Origin of the sequence: Ignatzschineria sp. F8392, assembly GCF_002252045.1 — a bacterium.
Classification (GTDB): domain Bacteria; phylum Pseudomonadota; class Gammaproteobacteria; order Cardiobacteriales; family Wohlfahrtiimonadaceae; genus Ignatzschineria.
Genome location: NZ_NEFF01000006.1, coordinates 38,302 through 58,116, shown reverse-complemented (window position 1 = coordinate 58,116; position 19,815 = coordinate 38,302). Strand labels below are relative to the sequence as shown.

Annotated in this window: 12 protein-coding genes and 1 pseudogene; 5 read left to right on the top strand and 8 right to left on the bottom strand. The window is 41.0% G+C overall.

Annotation, left to right across the window (positions count from 1 at the left end; translation table 11 throughout):
- Positions 1-344: 344 nt before the first annotated feature.
- Together B9T19_RS10940 and B9T19_RS09175 are read right to left on the bottom strand one after the other, a co-directional pair.
- Positions 345-728, bottom strand: a pseudogene (locus B9T19_RS10940) (ATP-binding protein); the annotation flags it as partial.
- Positions 729-1,982 carry a DNA cytosine methyltransferase gene (locus tag B9T19_RS09175; protein ID WP_094568336.1) on the bottom strand — a complete coding sequence of 418 codons (1,254 nt, stop codon included), beginning with the start codon at positions 1,980-1,982 and terminating at the stop codon, positions 729-731.
- Positions 1,983-2,602: 620 nt separating this feature from the next.
- Between B9T19_RS09175 and proP the strand changes: the two genes are divergently transcribed.
- The gene (gene proP, locus B9T19_RS09170; protein ID WP_094568335.1) at positions 2,603-4,087 is read left to right on the top strand and encodes a glycine betaine/L-proline transporter ProP; all 1,485 of its coding nucleotides are present in this window, start codon (positions 2,603-2,605) and stop codon (positions 4,085-4,087) included.
- Positions 4,088-4,093: 6 nt separating this feature from the next.
- On the opposite strand, the gene B9T19_RS09165 is transcribed toward proP, so the two are convergent.
- The 4 genes from B9T19_RS09165 to B9T19_RS09155 form a co-directional block, all read right to left on the bottom strand.
- Complete coding sequence (locus tag B9T19_RS09165; RefSeq protein WP_094568334.1) at positions 4,094-5,680, bottom strand: phospholipase D family protein; 1,587 nt, start codon at positions 5,678-5,680, stop codon at positions 4,094-4,096.
- 191 nt (positions 5,681-5,871) lie between these two features.
- A complete protein-coding gene (gene mgtE / locus B9T19_RS09160) occupies positions 5,872-7,278 on the bottom strand; it encodes a magnesium transporter (protein WP_094568333.1) in 1,407 nt (468 codons plus the stop codon).
- A gap of 172 nt (positions 7,279-7,450) precedes the next feature.
- Positions 7,451-7,612: a hypothetical protein gene (locus B9T19_RS10635; RefSeq protein ID WP_158214393.1), complete on the bottom strand. Its 162-nt coding sequence runs from the start codon at positions 7,610-7,612 to the stop codon at positions 7,451-7,453.
- Positions 7,613-7,987: 375 nt separating this feature from the next.
- Complete coding sequence (locus B9T19_RS09155; RefSeq protein WP_094568332.1) at positions 7,988-8,584, bottom strand: nitroreductase family protein; 597 nt, start codon at positions 8,582-8,584, stop codon at positions 7,988-7,990.
- Between the two features lie 302 nt (positions 8,585-8,886).
- Between B9T19_RS09155 and B9T19_RS09150 the strand changes: the two genes are divergently transcribed.
- The 3 genes from B9T19_RS09150 (at position 8,887) to B9T19_RS09140 (ending at position 12,732) form a co-directional block, all read left to right on the top strand.
- Positions 8,887-9,786: a LysR family transcriptional regulator gene (locus B9T19_RS09150; RefSeq protein ID WP_094568331.1), complete on the top strand. Its 900-nt coding sequence runs from the start codon at positions 8,887-8,889 to the stop codon at positions 9,784-9,786.
- A gap of 109 nt (positions 9,787-9,895) precedes the next feature.
- Positions 9,896-10,396, top strand: a complete 501-nt coding sequence (locus B9T19_RS09145; RefSeq protein WP_094568330.1) for a CopY/TcrY family copper transport repressor — start codon at positions 9,896-9,898, stop codon at positions 10,394-10,396.
- 29 nt (positions 10,397-10,425) lie between these two features.
- Complete coding sequence (locus B9T19_RS09140) at positions 10,426-12,732, top strand: cation-translocating P-type ATPase (RefSeq protein ID WP_094568369.1); 2,307 nt, start codon at positions 10,426-10,428, stop codon at positions 12,730-12,732.
- Between the two features lie 354 nt (positions 12,733-13,086).
- Here the strand turns inward: B9T19_RS09140 and B9T19_RS09135 are convergent, their stop codons facing one another.
- Positions 13,087-14,445: a sodium-dependent transporter gene (locus B9T19_RS09135; RefSeq protein WP_094568329.1), complete on the bottom strand. Its 1,359-nt coding sequence runs from the start codon at positions 14,443-14,445 to the stop codon at positions 13,087-13,089.
- A 317-nt stretch (positions 14,446-14,762) separates the two neighbouring features.
- Positions 14,763-16,283, bottom strand: coding sequence for a succinate CoA transferase (locus B9T19_RS09130; protein WP_094568328.1), 1,521 nt, complete (start codon positions 16,281-16,283; stop codon positions 14,763-14,765).
- A 1,227-nt stretch (positions 16,284-17,510) separates the two neighbouring features.
- Here B9T19_RS09130 and rlmKL point away from each other — a divergent pair.
- On the top strand, positions 17,511-19,700 hold the full coding sequence (gene rlmKL / locus B9T19_RS09125) for a bifunctional 23S rRNA (guanine(2069)-N(7))-methyltransferase RlmK/23S rRNA (guanine(2445)-N(2))-methyltransferase RlmL (RefSeq protein WP_094568327.1): 2,190 nt from the start codon (positions 17,511-17,513) through the stop codon (positions 19,698-19,700).
- Positions 19,701-19,815: the final 115 nt, after the last annotated feature.

The window sequence follows — 19,815 nt, the reverse complement described above, 5'->3', positions numbered from 1 at the left end:
TGCTCTTTATCATAAATTTGTTTTACACTATATGTTATTTCATGAAATTCACCATTTTCAAATATTGCCTTTATAGAAAAAGGGGCATAATTGATTGAAAATTCAGGTTTTAAATGATTTAAATGATAGTTTTCATCATTTCTTATAATGATTTCTTTACTTGATTTGGGATAAAGAATTTTAATATCTATAGGGTATTTTTTAAAAGGTTGTAATATAGGTGCTATATCGTAGTAAATCATTGTATATGATATTGCTTCTAGGTCTATACCATAGAGATAATATAGCGTTCCGCTTTCATAAGGGAAATCGATATCTGCTACTTTGACTGATAGTTCAAGTTCATTTAAGTCTTCAGTTTGGGATAGTTCATCGTTAGTTATTTCTAGAAAATATACGGCCTGACTATTTTTTGTTTTTGTGTATACCTGAATGGTATTGGCTATATAGAATAAAGTAAATCTACCAATGCCTTTTCCTCCCAGAGCATTTGGATTATTCGCTTTCTTTGAATCGCCGATTACATTCCAAGCTTGATATAGCTCCTCCGGATTTAATCCAGAACCATTATCTTGAATTTTAATATGATCCTTATTGGATAAATCTATAATAATTTCATTAGCTCCGGATTCGTAAGCATTTTTTATAATTTCAGATAAAACAATAACACTATTAGAAATACTTTCTTCACCGAGTATATTTTGTATTAATTTAGGTGATATTTTCATTTATATAGACTCCAGAATCACTTTTAGTTTACATGCTATTTTTTTAGCCAATAGAACCGGTACAGCATTACCAACTTGTGTATATGCAGCTGTTCTAGCCGGTTTTCCACTTTCACTTTCAAAGAAATAACTATCGGGAAATGTTTGTAATCTAGCAACTTCTCGGACAGTTAATGATCGATTTTGTGTAATATCAGGATGAATGTAATAGTGACCATCCTTTGATATATGTGCAACAATAGTATGAGAAGGTTGATTTGCCACTACAACCTTAAATCTATCCAAAAATGATTTTAAATTATTATGATTAATTAATCTTTTAGGTAATTCATTATATTTTAATCTTTCAGAATATTTATTCCAGTTTTCAACAACTAATTTGTAAATTTCTAAATCTCTTTCGTTATGAGGTCTAGCTTGATGAAATGTAATATAGGGTATATCGCAAATATTTAGCTTCTTTAATAATGGGTTCTCTTGTATTTTAGGTACTGCAAAAATTTTTCCAGTACCCGCTTTTAAATCAGGGAGATCTAAAATAAAATCATGAACTGTGTTTGAGTGATTGGATTTTGCTAACGAAAAATCAATTACATTCTGAAATAGGGAACCAATAATAATGATTCTTTTGCGATTTTGTGGAACGCCATAATCAGAAGCATTAAATGTATAGGCTTTTGCGCTATAACCCGCTTCCTTAAATGAGCTTAACATTTTGTCAAAATGCTTTTTCCCATCAATATCCTTAGCAGATAGCAAGCCTGTAACATTCTCAAAAACAAAAAATTTTGGTTGGTATCTTTTTAAAAACTCTACATATTCTAAATATAGATAATTTCTATCGTCGCCAAGCATTTTATTTTTATCACTCGATCGGCCTATTAAAGAGTAGGCTTGGCAGGGTGGGCCTCCTACTATCAAATCTAATTTTTTCCCTTCTAATAGCTTATCTATTTTCTTAAAAATAATTTGGCGATTTTCTTGAGAAATAGCTTTGCAAATAACAGAATCAAATTCTGATTTTGGAACATGGTTATATAATGTCTCCCGTGAAATTTCTCCTCGAAGATATGAATAATAGATATCAAGCTTATTTTCTTTTTTAAAAAAATAATAAGCATTCCTTGTTTTCAAGGTATAGCATGCTGCTTTTTCTTTTTCTATATGAGCTATTGGAGTATATCCTGCTTGTATAAATCCTTCTGATAAGCCCCCAGCTCCAGCAAATAAGTCTAAGAAATTAAAAGTAGTCAATATTCGATGTGTCCTATCATAGAATTGGAGATTTTTTTAGTGATTTTATAATACCAGGATTTTAGTCATTATATAACTCATATAAAAGTTAAGGGTGTTTTACTAAAAGAAATGATCTGAGATCTAAAATGAGTATACTTCTGTCTAAATGTTAGGCATATGTAGTAATTGGTTAACTGTCAATATCACTTTTGATGATAAATTTTGGCATAAATAGGAGTTTTTCTCATTTATTCATCACAAAAAATGATCAATAGGGGGAGAAGGTATAGTGTTAGCTCTATTTGAAGCATTGAAAAGGAGCATTCTTGCACCTTAAAGAGAGGAGGCTTATACAGTAATGAGATTTTATATCTAATTAATATTTTTAATGAGATGCGATCTTTATAGAGAAAATATTAATTACAAATAGAAATCGAGCCTCGCTATTCTATTTTCAGATTAAGATTTTCAATTTTTTAAACTTTATTGAATCTTATTGAATAATATCAGAGGCTTTTTAGGGTTTGCGACTGATATTTCCAACAGATAGGTATTTGAATGAACTTCCCTAATGAGGAGTAATACCTTAGAAGCAATTCGTGAGTTCATTATGGAATATCTACCTAATAAGGAGATTTATGACAAACACGAAAAAACACCAACCGATGGAGTTGAGTGATATTACGATCGTGAAGAACGATCAATTTACCAAGGCGATTACCGCTGCGGCATTGGGGAATGCCATTGAGTGGTTCGATTTTGGGGTATACGGCTTTTTGGCCTATGTTTTAGGGAAAGTCTTCTTTCCAGATGCTTCCCCCGGCGTACAGTTAGTTGCATCATTGGCTACCTTCTCGGTTCCCTTTTTAGTCAGACCGATTGGCGGCGTCTTCTTCGGCGTTTTAGGGGATAAGTTTGGGCGGAAAAAGATTCTCGCTGTGACAATTATTATCATGTCGGTCAGTACCTTTGCGATCGGCTTGATCCCCTCTTATGCCACAATCGGTATCTGGGCCCCAATTTTGCTCTTAATTGCAAAGTTAGCACAGGGTTTCTCTGTCGGCGGAGAGTATACGGGTGCCGCGATCTTTGTTGCGGAATATGCTCCTGATAGCCGCCGAGGATTTTTGAGTAGCTGGCTCGATTTTGGATCGATCTCCGGATTTGTCTTAGGTGCCGGTGTCGTTGTTTTGATCACTACTCTCTTAGGGGATGATCGTTTTGAAGAGTGGGGCTGGAGAATTCCCTTCTTTATTGCCGGACCTTTAGGAATTTTAGGCATGTATCTGCGCCATGCGCTCGATGAGACACCAACATATTTAAAGCATAGCGAGAGTATTGAGGCAAAGCCGGTAGCGAAAGAGTCCCTTATAACGGTTCTTCGTAATAACACAAAGAGTATTCTTTTAAGTGTTGGTATCGTGATTTTAACTAACGTGACCTACTATATGTTACTTACCTATATGCCGAGTTATCTCTCATTTAGTTTGGGCTATAGTGCTGATCACGGGGTTCTGATTATTATTGCCATTATGATCGGTATTCTCTTTGTTCAACCCTTAGTGGGGCTATTGAGTGACCGTTTCGGCCGTAAAGTCTTTATTAAGATCGGTAGTGTCGGAATGTTAATCGGTGCAATTCCCGCTTTTTATCTCATTAATACCGGCAATGTGGGTTTGATCTTTTTAGGTTTAGTCTTCCTCGCATTGATGTTAAGTTGTTTTACCGGAGTGATGGCCTCTATTTTGCCGGCGATCTTCCCGACAAAAGTGCGTTATAGCGCCATGGCAACGGCGTTTAATATCTCCGTCTTAGTGGCAGGATTTACACCGACTTTAACCGCTTGGTTGATTGAATTGACCAATAATCTCTATGTGCCGGCATTTTATCTAATGGCGACAGCTTTTATTGGGATTATTTTGACCTTCAATATGAAAGAGACGGCGAATCGCCCATTACGTGGGGAGACCCCGATTGCCTCTGACCGTAGCGAAGCGAGAGAGATTTTGCAAGCTCATTATGATCGTATTGAAAGCCGTATAGAGAGTATTGATGAAGAGATTGCGCGTCTTCAAAAACGCCGGGAACGCTTGATCGATCAACATCCGGAGATTGATGGCTAGTGATAGCTAGAGAAGCCACTCAATAGGGAGCCAAGTTAAAAATCGGATCAGCGCTCGCTCTAAGATCGATGTATTTGGCTCGACATCATAAGTTTTGAGTAATCTCTCTTGATTATCAAATAGCTGCCATTTTAATTGATCATCTTCTAAGATCACTTTGTAAGAGCGCTCTAATAGATGACGCTTAATGCGGTCGGTCATATCTTTAGCGAGATGGGGGTTTAAGATCGTAAGCCCCATCTCGGTATTGATTTTTGCTGATCGAGGATCGAGATTTAATGAACCGACAAATAGGCGATCATTATCAACAACAAAGGTTTTAGCGTGCAAGCTGGAACCGGAACTTCCCACAAGCCCCTTATCTTTGAGATGAGGGGTTTTATCATGTGATTTTTTGAGTTCATAGATATCGATATCAGCTTCGATAAGCGCTTTGCGATAATTAATATATCCCGAGTGGACGAAGGCGACATCGGTGGCTTCATAGGAGTTTGTTAATACCGATATCTGGATACCTTGCTCTGCAAGATCTTTTAAGAAAGCAGTTCCTACCTTTGTCGGTACAAAATAGGGTGAGACTAAAAAGAGCTCTTTTTGGGCGTCGCCAATCGCGTTATAGAGTGGCTTGTAAAAATCATTTTGACTCCAGACACCGAGTGCTTTACTAGGAGGATCGGAGATCAGAATCGCTTCTGACCACTGCCAATCGATATTGTGATGATAGAGCTTTTCTAATAATTTAGATTGCGCTAAAGCGGATTGATAAGTTTCAACATCAGCACGATATTTGACTTTGCGAAGCTTTTCAAAAGCGGCGATATGATCCGATCCATACTCTTTTGTCACGATCTGTTTAGCAGGGTAGGAGAGCTCGCTATTCCAATAGCGATCAAAATCGTGAGAGAGTTGTGGCACGATATTGCCGATCGCCATCACATCTAAGTCAACAAAGACAGTACCATTACCGGCAGCAAAGTATTCATCCCCAATATTACGTCCCCCTGTAATGGCAGTGACACCATCGACCACAAGGAGTTTATTGTGCATGCGATGATTTAAGCGTTTTAAGTCTGTTAGATATCCTAAAAAGCGAAATTTGCGATTAGTAAAGGGATTAAAGAGGCGCACTTCGATATTGGGGTGATAATCTAAAACTGCGATAAGGTCATCAAGACCCCGAGTATTATTATCATCGAGTAGCAACCGGACACGAACACCCCTCTCAGCTGCATTATAGAGGTCGTAGAGCAGCATGGTTCCCGAGGTATCGGGGCGCCAAATATAGTATTGTAGATCGATCGACTCTTGAGCTAAGTTGAGAAGTACAGAGCGAGCAACGAAAGCGTCAAGAGGGTCAGAGAGCTCTAGTACCCCTGTTAAGTTGGGATCTTCCGGATACTCTTTTTGTAACATCTGTACGAGCTTATTCTCCTCATTGATAGGCAGAGCACTGCTTTTTACCTGTTTTAGTTCTGGTAATGGCTTTATTGCATATGTGGCAAAAAGAGCAAGGAGAATGGTAGTAATGATAAGGCTCATAAATAGGGGCTTAATGATCTTTGCAGAGAATGTTTTTTGTATCTTATTAGCCATAAGTGCATGTAATCGCTTAAATTTCCAAAGAAAACCCCAAAGCTATTGATCCACTTATCGAATAAATTTTGTTGAATAAACTTTATCGAATTAGTTTTATTGAATCAATCTGCTTTGGGGCGATTAATAGAAGATCTTCTATTGAAGAATCTCTATTGAAGAGACTCTAATGGATACGCTATCTTTCTGATCTAACCCACCACAGCGGCCGCTTCAACTAATAGATCACTTAAGAACCAATAAGCAAATCCGAAATAGATCACAACGCCTAAGAAATCCATAATAGAGGTGAGCATCGGGGAGCTAAGGGTTGCCGGGTCAACATTGAAGCGCTTTGCGATAAAGGGCAGCATAATGCCGAACAATCCACCCATAAAGGTGACGGTAATCATCGAGAAGCCGACAACCATCAAGACATTAATACTAATACCGCTCTTAAAGAAGAAGGCGAGTACCACTTCCACAAGTGCCACCATGACCCCTAATGCTAAGGCAACGGGAATCTCCTTTTTAATAATAAACCAGATATCTTTCCATTTAAGATGGATATCTCCAAGCGCCATGGAGCGAATCACCAAGGTGGCTGATTGGCTTCCGGTATTTCCGCCCATATCGACGATCGGAGCGAGGAATGCGGCTAAAATAATCACCTCAGAGAGAATCTCCTCTTGCCGTGCGACAAAGGTACTGGTAAAGACGCCAAAGATGGTTAAGATCACTAACCAGAAGCCTCTTACTCGAAACATACGCCAAAATCCAGAGTATTGGTAATCGAGCTCAGGCCCTGTCATTGCCACGTTACCCCCGAGCTTTGCAAAGGCGCCGGCCGCGGTTTCGCGTAACTTTTCCATCGCATCTTCGATCGTCACAATACCGATGAGATGCCCGTTATTATCGGTAACAGGAAGTGCCGGGAGATCATAACGTTCAATTAGGGCAATGGCCACTTGGCTATTTTCTGATGCCTTTGCCTGAATCACATCGGTATCCATAATATCGCGGATAAGGTCGCTATCTTTAGAGAGAAGGATATCTTGTAGTGATACAACACCGATCAGATGGCGATATTCATCGGTAATATAGATTTGTGAAAGAGCCTCTTTAGTCTTTGCATCTTGGCGGACTTTATGCCAAATATCAGAGACGGTACCATCAGCTGTCACGCTAACATAGTCGGCCGAAGCGATCGAGCCGATACTCTCTTCCGGATAGGAGGAGAGCGTAATAATCGCTTCTCGTTCCTCTTTTGAGAGTGTTGGCATCAAGATATCGCGTTGCTCTTTACTCAATGTGAGATAGAGTGTTACCTGCTCATCTGATAGGAGGCGATTAAGGAGCGATTGGAGGGTTTCGATATTGAGATGGGGGATAATTTTAACCTTCTCTTCCTCTTCAAAGTGAGGGTAGAGCTCAGTTAATTTCTCTGCCGGTAATTTTTCAAGAAGCGGGATAATCGATTCAGTGGGGAAGAGTTCTAAGGCATCCGCCATATCGATAGGTTGGCTCGAATCAACTAACTCTTCAAAGGATTGATAATTGTTATCTTCAATAATTGGTTGTAAAATTTGATACAGATTGTTGCTCTCATAAGTAACCATAAATAATCACTTTCCTTGAAATGGGTGTGAATAACATTGCTTAAAGCAGCGAAATCTCAAGTTTGATGGCTCTATTATCAAACTTTTTCCTATTTTATCATTGATTTGACTCTTTTTAGGATTTTCTCCAATCGGGACTTTGACTACTCTTTTTATTCAATCAAAAGGGTGTCTAGGTAAGAGGGTTTATGGAGCTGCGGGAGCCAACTATCGTACTCTTTTCACTACTGTATGCCCGCAGGTCGGCATTAATGATGCCGAGAATCATATCGTTATAGTAGCGATACTTGCCGGCATGAGATTTTAGGAAGCGTGCAGAGGTAATCTCCGGCACTTGATCAGCTCTTACTGATTTCAAAAGATAAGAAAATCTGCGGAGCACGCGGGAGCCAACTATCGCACTCTTTTCACTACTGCATGCCCGCAGATCGGCATCAATGATGCCGAGATGAATGCTATTTAAGTAACAACAACGGCTAGTGATTGAAGATCATATTTGCCGGCGCGTAATCTATAGAGGTGCGCGATAGTAAGATCCGGCAATCGTTCAGCCCTTTTTATCTCAATGAATAAGATAATCAGTGAAGCCAAGGGAGCTGACTAATTTGCTCTTATTGCATTCACATGCCTACCGGTAAGAAAGCAGAAAAAAAGGAGGGAATCCCCTCCTTTTCATGCATAGTTGATACTTTGTGGTTAATTTTGGCGCTTAACCGAAGACTTTAAAACGTGCTGCTGTATCGATATAAGCTTTAGGGTCTGCCTCTGTTTCGATTGAACCAAATGGCATCTGCGCTTTTAATGCCCACTTTTCAGGAAGGTTCCACTCTGCTTTAACGGCAGCTTCAATCAACTCATTGTAGTGTTGTAGAGAGGCGCCGATATTGACCTCTGCCAGTGCGAGCCAAACAGCATATGCCGTAATTCCATGCGCTTGTTCAGACCATTTAGGGAAATTAGCAGCATAAGCTGAGAACTGCTCTTGAAGATCTTCAACAACTTGTTGATCTTCAAAGTAGAGAATCGTTCCTGCACCGGCAGCAAAGCTCTTAATTTTAGCCTCTGTAGCGGCAAAGTTATCAGCAGGAACGATCGCTCTTAATGCCTCTAACGTGATGTCCCATAACTTTTGATGCGCTTTATCATGTAATAATACAACGCGAGAACTTTGGGAGTTGAAAGCAGAGGGTGTATCTTTCGTAACTTTTTCAATTAATTGAGTGATCTCCTCTTTTGACTGAGGAAGTTTATTTCCAAGGTGGTAAATTGTCCGGCGTTTTTCCACTAGCGAGGTAAAGTTTTGCATAGATTCAATTCCTTCTATCGATTGTTAGTGTTGTTTCGTAATGACGCTAATCTTGAGCCATAAGAATAACCTATAAGACTTTGCGCCAAGAGCACAGAGTCGCCTCTCATATTGAAACGACTCTCTTAAGATTCCTCCCCATCATAGGGATTAATCTCATCTTTGACTATAGATGAGAAGAAAATCTTTAATGCCTAAGCGGCACAAATAGCGCTAAAATAGTTTGATGAAGAGGGGATGCTCAGTGCTATTTTGAAGTACTTATAGCATCGTGAATGGGAACAAGTTGCGAGGGATAGGTGATGACTCTACTCCACAATCTGGATTTTAATGATCTACAAATTTTTTGTAAGGCGGCAGAGAGCCGTAATTTTACCGATGCCTCTATTGCGATTGGTGTCACACCTTCTGCGGTGAGTAAGGCGGTCTCTCGCTTAGAGAAAAAGTTGAATATTAAACTTTTTCAACGCTCAACTCGATCAATGCGCTTAACTGAAGAGGGGAAGAGCTACTACCTTGTCTGTAAAGAGGCGATTGAAAATATTCGTGATATTGAAAGGCAGATCAGTAGTAGTGGTGATCTCCATGGTATTTTACGCATCAGTATGCCCGATAGTTACGGCATTAAGAAGTTTCTGCCGGCAATGACCCCTTTTTTAGAGGCGCATCATGAGAGTATCCAGCTTGAGGTTTCACTGAGTAACTCTTACGTTAACTTTACTAAAGATGAGTTTGATCTTGCCATTCGTATTGGTGAACTTAAAGGGGATCGTTTGGTGGCGAAAGAACTTCATCAAGCACAATTGAAGTTGGTGGCATCTCCCGCCTATTTAGAGCGCTATGGTGAACCTCAATCATTAGAAGAGCTCCATCAAGCAGAGACGATCGCACTGCGATTTCCCCATACCGGGCAACTACTACCCTGGGAATTTGGCGCTGATTCTACGCCTTTTCATTTTTCGCCGGCCATGGTGCATTCAAACTCCTTAGGCGCATTTGAGACGGTATTAAACGGCTTTGGTATTATGCAGTTTTTCGATTATGCCGTCGATAGTGAGATTGAATCGGGGCGTATTATTGAGCTCTTTCCAGAGCATCGACCCAAACCAAAATCAGTGCATCTTGTCTATCCCGAGAGCCGTTATCTGCCGGCAACTGTTCGCTCTTTAATGCAATATCTGCAGATGAAATTCTCTCACTAAAACGCTATAGACAATTGAGGGGAGAAATTTTATAATTTCAGCTATTGATGACTACACTTGTGGTCATGATAAGTAGAATGAGAATTGCAAGAGAGGAGTGAAGAGATCGATGGAATCGATAGCGCGCCGTAAGATGATTGAGATCACCCCATCGGAGTGGGAAGTGATGCGAGTTTTATGGGCGAATGGTGCGGTGGGTAGCCGTGAAGTGATCGCTGTTTTAACGAAAAAGAGAGGGTGGAAACCCACCACGATCAAGACATTGTTGGCACGACTTGTGGCAAAAGAGGCGGTGATTACAGAACAGATGGGCAACCGCTATCTCTATCAGCCCAATATTGAAGAGGAAGAGGCTTGGGATCATGCTGCGGCAACGCTCTTTAGCTTTGTCTGTGCACGAGATCGAGCGGAGAAGATTGCTCGATTATTACAGGCACAAGCATTAGCAAAAGAGGATATTCCGCTGCTAAAAGAGGCGCTTACCATCGCCGAGAAGCAGGTGATCGATCAGATCCCTTGTGATTGTTTTGTTGGGCAGTGTAGCTGTCATAAAAAGGTAAAAAGAGTCTGTTCAAATAGCTATTCGAGCCAAAAAGAGGGAGCGCAGTGATGAGTGAAAAAGAGAATCTATTGAATAAAATGATCACAAAAGAGGCGATAAAAGAGGGTTCTGAGCGTACTTTTTTGCATCTTGCGATTACGGGAATGACCTGTGCTAATTGTTCAGGACGTATCGAGCGTGTCTTAGGGCGTAAGCAGGGGATCTATCGAGCAAATGTTAATCTGGCGAGTAAACGTGGGCTTTTTGAATATAATCCTGCTCAAATCACTCCTGAGGAGATTATTGCACAGATCGAGAAGACAGGGTTTGGTGCGATGCTCGATGATAAGGCGCATCAGGCAGAGTTGCAGGTAGCAGAAGCAAAGGCGGCTAATCGTATGCGCTGGGAGCTAATTATCAGTGCGATCTTAAGTGCGCCGATGTTGTTAGGCATGATGGCGATGATGTTAGGGAGTGAGGCGAGTTGGGTCCACTTCGTTCATCTGCCTTGGGTACAGCTCCTTTTAACGACGCCGATTCAATTCGGGATTGGTGCAAGGTTTTATCGGGCGGCATGGGCTTCTCTACGAGCAAAAGCGCCGAGTATGGATCTACTTGTGGCAATGGGAACAACCGCTGCCTATCTCTATAGTCTCTATAATGGTTTTTTAGGCGGTGATCCGACACATCTCTACTTTGAAAGTAGCGCCGTCATTATCACACTCATTCTCTTGGGGAAATATTTTGAGGAGCGCGCTAAAAATAGGACGGGCGCTGCGATTCGCTCCTTGATGTCTCTCCAAGCAGAGACAGCCCTCCGTATCGATAATTCTCAGTCGGGGCAACACTATGTTGAAGTACCGATTGATGCTGTTGTTGAGAATGATTATCTTCTGGTACATCCCGGAAAGAGTATTCCTGTTGATGGCGTTGTTCTATCAGGGCACTCTACCGTGGATGAGAGTATGTTAACCGGGGAGAGTTTGCCGGTGGATAAAGGGGTGAATGATCTACTCTATAGCGGAACGCTCAATCAGAGTGGCGCATTAGTGATGAAGGCTTTAAAGCGAGCCGACGAGAGTACACTCTCAAAAATCATTACTCTTGTGAATGAGGCGCAGGGGAGTAAAGCCCCGATTCAGCAACTGGCGGATCGTGTTTCAGCAATCTTTGTGCCGGCAGTGATTCTTATCGCCTTTATAACGCTTTTAGTCACTCGTCTGGTTTTAGGCGAATGGAGTGATGCTATTATGCATAGTGTTGCGGTTTTAGTGATCGCTTGCCCTTGTGCTTTAGGATTAGCGACGCCGACAGCGATTATGGTAGGAACCGGTGTGGGTGCGCGGCAAGGGATTTTAATTAAAAATGGGGAAGCGCTCGAAAGGGTTGCTAAAAGTAGTACGATTGTGCTTGATAAGACCGGAACGATTACAGCGGGTGCACCAGAGGTAAAACATTTTGTAGTCAATTCTCAACTGATTGTGTCAGAAGCACAAAGGAGTGAGATCCTTCGTTATTTAGTGGCGTTAGAGTCCCATTCCGAGCATCCTTTAGCAAAGGCGATTGTTGCTTTTGGGGCAGGGCAAGAGCAGGAGTTGTCACTATCAAGCAGCTCGAAGAGTGCCTCCTTTCAGGTGGAGGATTTTCAAGCTTTAGTCGGGGCGGGGTTAATGGGGATTATTGCAGAAGAGCGCTATTTTGTCGGTTCTCCCCGTTTAATGGTAGAACGTCATATCGATTTAACGCCCTTTGCCTCACTGATCGACCGGCATGAATCGCGGGGAGAGACTGTTGTTTTAATGAGCCGGGAGCAAGATCTTGTTGCACTTGTTGCTATTGCTGATCCCGTGAAAGAGAGCTCGGCGGGTGCTATTGCGGCCTTAAAGGCAAGAGGCATCAAAGTTTTGATGTTAACAGGGGATAATCAGCGTACGGCAGAGAAGATTGGCGAAGAGGTGGGACTTTGCCCTGATGAGATCAGAGCGGAGCTCAAGCCGGAGGATAAGGCGAAGATTGTGGCAGATCTTCAGACGGCAGGAGAGTCTGTTGCTATGGTGGGTGATGGAATGAATGATGCGCCTGCACTTGCGCTTGCTGATATCGGTATTGCGATGGGAACAGGGACAGATATAGCGATGGAATCGAGTGATGTGACCATTATGAATGGTGATTTGAGTTCATTACCTAAGATGATCACTCTTTCAGAAGGGACGATGCGGAAGATTCGCCAAAATCTCTTTTGGGCCTTTATCTATAATGTGATCGGCATCCCCTTTGCAGCACTCGGTTTTTTAAGCCCTATTTTAGCCGGTGGCGCGATGGCATTTAGCTCTGTGAGTGTTCTATTAAATTCACTTAGCCTCAATCGTCTGAACTTAGATCGTTTGGGAAAGGATAAAAAGTAAAAACCTGCAATTTATCAGTTGTTATTGTTGAAGAAGTTAAGCAATAAGAGGGTTAGTGGAGCTGCGGGAGCCGATGATTTCACTCTTTTCACTACTGCATGCCCGCAGGTATAGATTGGCATTGTCAATGCCCATTGCCGGCATGTCATTTTTGGAAGTATGTGATAGTGAGGCCCGGCAACTCAACAGCCTTTTTTGTTTTAGAATGACTCATCGTTAAGGTAACGATACTTGGATACTTGCTAGCATGTATCAAAATAAAATCCCGCAACTTAACAACTCCTACCATTTAGTTCAATGGATAGGGAGACTGTTATGTTGCGGGAAATTTGTGGTGCTTTAATGATGCGCTATCTATGCAAATGAGAAGGCGAAGATTAAGAGGATCAATGCCGGGATTACAAATTTGATGTGATAGAAGAGAATCGGCGCAATTTTCTGATTAATCGTTCCTTCATTGGTCAACTCTTTGAGTGCAACTTCACGCTTTAAGACAAAGCCGATAAAGAGTGCAGAGAGAAGGCTGGTGGTGATAAAGAGAATATTGGCACTAATATAGTCAAAGGCATCAAAGATATTCATACCGAAGATGCGGACATTACTCCAGCTACTCTCTGCCAAGATACTTGGAATATTTCCAAAGATAAAGATCACCGCAAGTGTAATAAAGGTCGCCATTGCACGCTTCATCTTAAATTTCTCGATCAGGGTTGTAATGGTCACTTCATAGATAGTCAATGAGGTGGTCAATGCTGCAAGGAGAAGAAGTAGGAAGAAGAGCGATGCAAAGAAGGCACCAAAAGGAATCGTTGAGAAGACTGCCGGTAACGCTTGGAAGACTAGTGAAGGGCCGGAAGTTGGCTCAATACCTGCTGAAAAGAGCGCTGGGAAGATAATAAAACCGATCGCAAGAGGAATCAGCGTATTGATAATGCCGGCACTGATACTAATCCCGACAAGGTTCTCTTTCTTGTTGAGGTAGGAGGAGAGCGTGACCATCACGCCAAAGCCGATACTTAACGCAAAGAAGACCTGACCTAATGCCAGCAGAATCACTTGGGAGTTGATCTTGCTAAAGTCGGGAATGATATAGAATTTAACCCCTTCTAATGCACCAGGAAGAAAGAGGGCACGAACCATCAGTGCTAATACTAAGATCAAGAAGATCGGCATTACCCAACGGATTACGCGCTCAATACCATCGATCACCCCTTTCACTAAGATATAGTAGTTGACTGCTACAAAGATAAAGGTGTAGAGCGTCATCTTCCAAGGACTATTGGTGGATGTTTCAAAGAAATTTTTTGCCTCTTCCGCACTTAATGGTGTTGAGAGATCGATCTCTCCGAGCGAAATACCGCCGATATAGCTCATCACCCAACCACCGAGCACCATGTAGTAGGCTAAGATCCCAAATGCGCCTAAAATCGCAATAATCCCTACGGCTTTCCACCATTTTGAGATCGGGCGATCTAATCCTTTACCACTAAAGGAGTCGACGACGTTGGTATGGAGTCTACGACCAATAAGATGTTCTGCAACTAGCATCGGAACACCTAGGATTAACATTGCAATAAAGAAGACAAAGAGATAAGCACCTCCCCCATTTTCACCAACAAGATAAGGGAAGCGCCATGTGGCACCAAAGCCGATCGTCGCACCTGCGACGGTAGAGATATAGATTAGTTTATTGCTCCAATTTTCGCGAGCCATAACTCCTCCTAAAAGATTTATTAGTTTTATATAACGTTGTCTATAAGATTTTATATAACGTTTTATGTGATAGGCATCATTATTAACATAGATTCTATTTTGATGTGAGATTGATTAATAATCAGTTGTTTTATAGATGATACATTTTGGGGCTAATCGATCGATGGATTGCCGGCACGATATTGAATATCGGCAATAAAAAAGAGCAGATCAACGATTTGTGCTATTGATCTGCTCTATTGTGTAACCGAGATCTCTATAAATAGTTATAAGCGATCTCTATTGATAGTTGATGTTGATTATCCTTCGAGAAGAGATTATTTCTCATCAAGCAACATTGTTCCTTTTTCAGCAAGGTTGATATGCCATGAGAATGCTTCATCAAGAAGGTGTGGTGTATTGCCCCCACGTTTTGCTTTTGCATCTTCAAAGTATTTACGAGCTTGCGCCTTATATTTCGGATGCATACAGTTTTCGATAATTTTTTCTGCTGCATCTGTTGGGCAAAGACCACGAATATCTGCATAGCCTTGCTCTGTCACAATCACATCAACCTCGTGATTTGTATGGTCAACATGTGTTACAAAAGGAACGATTGTTGAGATGTTGCCATCTTTAGCTGTCGATTGTGTAACGAAGATCGTGATGCGCGCATTACGTGCAAAGTCTGCCGAACCACCGATACCATTCATCACATGGGTACCGCTAACATGAGTTGAGTTGACGTTACCGTAGATATCAACCTCTAATGCTGTATTAAAGGCAATAACACCAAGGCGACGAATCACTTCAGGATGGTTTGTGATCTCTTGTGGACGGAAGAGGATCTTATCTTTATATTTCTCAAGATCAGATGCTAAGTTATCCACTCGTTTCTTCGAGAGTGAGAATGCGGTTGCAATTGCAAAATCAACAACGCCGGCATCGATAAGATCGAAGATTCCATCTTGTAATACTTCAGATGCAACAACTAAGTTTTTGAAGCGATCTGATTTGGCCATACCGCTTAAAACCGCATTGGCAACGGAGCCAACACCTGATTGAAGTGGTGCTAAGTTAGGACCTAGACGACCCTCTTCAACCTCTTTGGCTAAGAAGTCTAATAAGTTATCTGCAATCGCTTGTGTCTCTTCATTAGGTTCAAAGAGAGGTGATGGGATATCAGGACGATCTGAGAGGATCACACCACGAACTTTCGCTGGATCAACTTTAATACCGATAGTGCCGATACGCTTACTAAGATCATCATAGACAGGAATCGCTTCACGATTGTCACCTTGATCTTTAGGAACATAGATATCATGAATCCCTTCATAACTATCTGGGGTACTAGTATTGAGTTCGATAATGACGTGATCTGCTTTCTCTACAAAGATTGGAGAGTTACCCACTGATCCTGTTGGAATGATAAGACCATCTTCTGTAATGGCCGCTGCTTCAATTACGGCATAATCAACTTTACCGAGATTTCCTTGACGAAGAGTCTCTGCTGTGTGAGAGAGATGTTGGTCAATATATTTCATCTCACCACTGTTGATCTTCTTACGCATGACAGGGTTCGCTTGATAAGGGAGGCGAAGATTGATGATATCTGCTTCAGCCATCGCTTGGTCAGCATCTGGACCTAATGATGCACCGGTGAAAATATTGACTTTAAACTTCTCATTTTTGCCTCTCTCTGAGAGCGCTTTAGGGAAGACTTTGGGTTCACCAAATAGGGTAAAGCCACTCATCCCGATGGTCATACCATCTTCGATCCAAGATGCGGCTTCTTCTGCTGAGACGATCTTGTCGAGAAACGCCTCATGGCGAATTTTTTTGCTTAAATCTGTACTCATAGTTGTGATCCTCTTTGAATTATATTTATCTATATTTATCTTTTTTCTTAAAGTGCTTGTCATTACTAGAAGATCCCTCTATGTTGAAGGGTATTTATCCTCTTGGTAACGTTATTTTCGTTCCCACTAATATAGACAGATAACCACCAATAGTTCAAGTGATAAAGTTGCCGTGCGTCAAAGGAATAGTTATCAAATATTAGGCTCTATTGCTGCTGATTCATCGAGATTTGATCGCTCTTTATATCGATAAAAAGAGGTTATAAAGGCGTGATTTTTGTTTTTATATCAGATTGATTTAGTTAATTATATACCTATAATTCCGCTCTCTTTTGTTAATATGTATCATTTCTATTTAGGTTTATAGTATACTCTTCTGTTTTATAAGATATCTATGGATAAATCGGTCGAAATAAGCGCATATATTTAAGCATATATATGACAATAAAATGTCGACATATATAGAATATTGAGTAAATATCGAATATTGAAGAATATCAATAGAGGGTGATAAAACAGCATCATTTATTGAGTATATATTGAGTATTTATGGAATGCTTATTGAATATTTTTGGCGATATATTAAATTAAAGGGCCTGTTATTGAGCGATTAACATATTGAGTTATGGTCTATTTTTTGGAGCTTTTATTAAAAATGCTGTCGACAATGCACTATTAAATAGACAAGTTTTTCTATTGTCGATTAAAATCTATGAACGCATTATTGATAAGTCCCCTCTAATTGATAGAAATAGCGGTTATCAGTATCCAATACTGAGTTATGAAACGTTGCTATTTTAATATTTTCCAATATTTTCAGCCGGAATTACTCAGCATCTATGTCAGATATTAGCGTATCAGATATTAGCGCAATAGATCAGAAAAGAAGATCAGATCGGAAAAGCAGGTCGGTAAAGAAGATCGACCTATTGATCTGTTCTTGACTCAATCTCTGATCGGTTCAATTAACGGGTTTATATAGATCGCTAGATCGCGAAAAGTAAGATAATCGATATTAGAAGAAGAGATAGAAGAAGATAGAGCAGGATCGTAGTAAGACAATCAATAAGAGAAAATTAGAGATCTGTGATAGAGGTCTCAGTAGCAGCAAAAGTAGTAAATAGTAGTAAATAAGCAGTAGTTAGCGTAGTTGAATAAGCGCTCCATTAGTAGAGTGATTTAGATAGAAATATTTAAAATAGCGAAGAGAGAGAAAGTAGACAAAGTATGGCCAAATTTTATGTAACCTGTGCTCAAGGGTTAGCCCCCTATGTGAAGGAGGAGTTAGTCGCATTGGGGATCGATGCAGTTGAAGCGGGAACCGGTGTTGAGTTTCAGGGTGAGATAAAAGATGCATATAATGCATGCTTATGGACACGCTGTGGATCACGTCTTCTTCTAGAGTTAAAATCGGGGCGATTTGAATCGCTCGACCAACTTCATAAAGAGCTAACACTCTTTCCTTGGTCAACCCATATGCGTGAGACCGATACTTTTGCAACCAAAGTGACTGCACGTCGAGCCGGCAATATTCACACCCATTTTGCGGCACTTCGTGTTAAAGATGCTATTGTCGATTATTTTAATGATCTGATGGGGTGTCGTCCGAATGTTGACCTTGATAATCCCGATCTTCGTTTCTATCTCCATATTTTTGAAAATCGTTATACGCTCTATCTGGACTTTAGTGGTGAGCCGCTTCATAAGCGTGGTTTTAGAAGTGAACAGGGAGCGGCCCCTATTAAAGAGAATTTAGCAGCCGCGCTTCTCTATCGTTCTAAATGGCCAGAAAAAGCAGCAGAGGATCAAGATTTTATCGATCCGCTTTGTGGTGCCGGAACAATTTTGATTGAAGCGGCCTTGATGGCGAGAGATATTGCACCAGGGCTCTATCGCTCTCACTTTGGATTTATGGGTTGGCGCCTTTTTAAACCGGCGGAGTGGGAAACGGTATTACAAAACGCAAAAGCGAGAGCAGTGGCGGGTAAGGCGCGTTATCAAGGGCGACTGATCGGTATTGAGCGGAGCTCTATGATGATCGGTATTACTAAAGCAAATGCAGATCGTGCAGGCGTATTACCTAATATGACCTTTAAACAGATGAGCTTTCAGGAGTATCAACGTGATGCAGATCTGAAAACGGGTTTAATTGTCACCAATCCTCCCTATGGCGAGCGTCTTGGAGAGAAGAGTCTCTTGATGGAGACTTACCGTGATTTAGGTGATTTTCTCCGACAATATTCAGGATTCAGTGCTGGAGTTATCACATCTGACCCTGAGCTTGGACGAGTGATGGGAATTAAAGCGGAGCGAATCAATAAATTTTGGAATGGTCCACTTAACTGTGTCTATCTCCAATTTCAGATTGATGAGCGCTACTTTGTTAATCGAGAGAAAGCAGATCATAATGAGCAGCGCCTTGAACGGGAAGCACTCTTTGAAGAGGGGGGAGAATCCTTCTTTAATCGCCTGATGAAGAATTATCGACATCTCTCTCGCTGGGCAGAACGAGAGGGGATAGAAGCTTATCGACTCTATGATGCCGATATTCCAGAATTTAATGTTGCGATCGATCTCTATAAAGATCAGGTTGTTATCTATGAATATGAAGCACCACCTACGATTAAGAGAGAGATTGTTGAATCACGATTTATGAAGGTGGTTCAAATTACACCTTTAGTTCTTGATCATATTGCCGTGGATAAGATCCATATTAAGCGTCGTCAAGTTCAGAAAGGGCGACAGCAGTATGAGCGTTACGGGGAGGAGGGGCATCTTTTTGAGGTTAGAGAGAAGGAAGCGCGACTTCTAGTCAATTTGACTGACTATTTAGATACAGGATTATTCTTAGATCACCGAGAAGTGCGATTTAAGATTGGAAGAGAGGCGAAGCGGAAACGTTTCTTAAATCTCTTCTGCTATACCGGAAGTGCAACGGTTCATGCGGCAAATGGGGGAGCTTCGGAGACACTCTCTGTGGATCTCTCTCGAACCTATTTAAGTTGGGCAGATAAAAATCTCGCATTAAATGGACATTTTGCCGGACATGAATTGGTGCAAGCGGATGTGCTTGAATGGTTGAGATCGGAAGTGGAGACCTTGCGAAAAAAACCATTAATGGCACGAAATAAGGATAAGTTTGATCTTATCTTTATGGACCCGCCGACATTCTCTAATTCGAAGAGAATGGAGGGGGTATTAGATATTCAACGAGATCATACGCAATTGATTACTGATGCGATGAGGCTATTAGTAAGCGATGGTGAGTTACTGTTTTCAACAAACTTGCGAGGGTTCCGTCTAGATCCTCAACTTAATGAATTGTTTGAAATCGTTGATATCTCAAGAGCAACATTGCCTTTAGATTTTAAGAAAAGGCCAAAGATACGACAATGTTTTATAATTAAACATAAATAGAGTTTAGTGATTATTTAATAATATAAATAAAGCGGCATATAAATATAGTATATAATCTTAATTAGGTGGCTATTTTTTATATGTTAAAAATTGAAAGCATAACCTAAATAGTCAT